At 55.0% G+C, this 1,321-nt stretch carries 3 protein-coding genes; all 3 read left to right on the forward strand.

The genetic code is table 11. The features are described from left to right. Window positions 1–371 (forward strand): Fe-S cluster assembly scaffold IscU (iscU, locus tag ADADOO_RS01355; RefSeq protein ID WP_511274370.1); only part of this gene is annotated, 371 nt, incomplete at its 5' end. A 2-nt stretch (window positions 372–373) separates the two neighbouring features. Further along, window positions 374–697 carry an iron-sulfur cluster assembly protein IscA gene (iscA, locus tag ADADOO_RS01360; RefSeq protein WP_511274371.1) on the forward strand — a complete coding sequence of 108 codons (324 nt, stop codon included), beginning with the start codon at window positions 374–376 and terminating at the stop codon, window positions 695–697. Next, entirely contained in the window at window positions 697–1,221 is a 525-nt protein-coding gene (hscB, locus tag ADADOO_RS01365) for a Fe-S protein assembly co-chaperone HscB (protein WP_511274372.1), read from the forward strand. Before iscA ends, hscB begins: the two co-directional genes overlap by 1 nt. Window positions 1,222–1,321 lie beyond the last annotated feature (100 nt).

The following is a 1,321-nucleotide window of genomic DNA, read 5'->3' on the forward strand; positions in this document are numbered from 1 at the left end:
TTAAAGTCATTGATCATTATGAGAATCCACGGAATGTTGGTTCCTTTGGTAAGGAGGATGATGATGTCGGTACCGGTATGGTCGGCGCGCCGGCCTGCGGTGACGTCATGAAACTGCAGATCAAGGTCAATAAATCCGGCGTCATCGAAGATGCCAAGTTCAAGACTTACGGCTGCGGCTCGGCGATTGCATCGTCTTCTCTCGTGACTGAGTGGGTCAAAGGCAAGACGGTCGACCAGGCCTTGTCGATCAAAAATACGGAAATTGCCGAAGAACTGGCCTTGCCCCCGGTTAAAATTCACTGTTCAATTTTGGCCGAGGATGCCATCAAGGCAGCGGTGGCCGACTACAAGAAAAAGCACGGAGAATAAGCATGGGCGTCACCTTGAGCGATAAGGCGGCAACACACGTTGCCAACTTTCTGGCGAAGCGCGGTAAAGGCATTGGCCTGCGCCTCGGCGTGCGGACCAGCGGTTGTTCCGGCATGGCGTACAAGCTGGAATTCGTCGACGAGGTGAATCCCGATGATCTGGTCTTCGAACACAACGGCGTCAAAGTCATTGTCGACGCCAAGAGTCTGCCTTATCTCGATGGCATGGAACTGGACTTCGCCCGCGAAGGCTTGAACGAGGGTTTCAAGTTCAATAATCCGAATGTCAAGGATCAGTGCGGCTGCGGCGAATCGTTTAACGTCTGATGGATATACGGGCTGACCATTTCTCGCTGTTTGGGTTGCATCCGGGCTTCCGGCTTGATTCATCTGACCTCGATGCTCGCTATCGCGACATACTGGCCCAGGTTCATCCGGATAAATTCGCCAATGCCGGCGATGCCGAACGTCGTCTCTCGATGCAGTGGGCCACGCATGCCAACGAGGCTTACCAGACACTGAAAAAGCCGCTGGAAAGAGCCAAGTACCTGCTTCATCTGGCTGGCCATGATGTTCAGGCGGAAAGCAACACCGCCATGCCCACCGATTTCCTGATGGAACAAATGGAATGGCGTGAAGCGGTGATGGAGGCGCGCACGGGCGGTGATCATCACGAACTGGAACGCCTGCACAACCGACTGCGCGGGGATATCGAGGCCCGTCACGAGGAGCTCGGCCAGTTGTTCGATCAAGGCGAATATGCGCTGGCCACTGATCGCGTCCGTCGCTTGATGTTCCTGGAAAAACTCCTGTATGAAATCGACGACGCGCTGGCGTCGCTGGAAGAATAAATATGGCACTGTTTCAAATCGCCGAACCGGGTGAATCGGCGGCACCGCACGAGCACAAGCTCGCCATCGGGATTGACCTGGGTACCACCAACTCGCTGGT

The organism is Azonexus sp. (assembly GCF_036170495.1).
Lineage (GTDB): Bacteria > Pseudomonadota > Gammaproteobacteria > Burkholderiales > Rhodocyclaceae > Azonexus.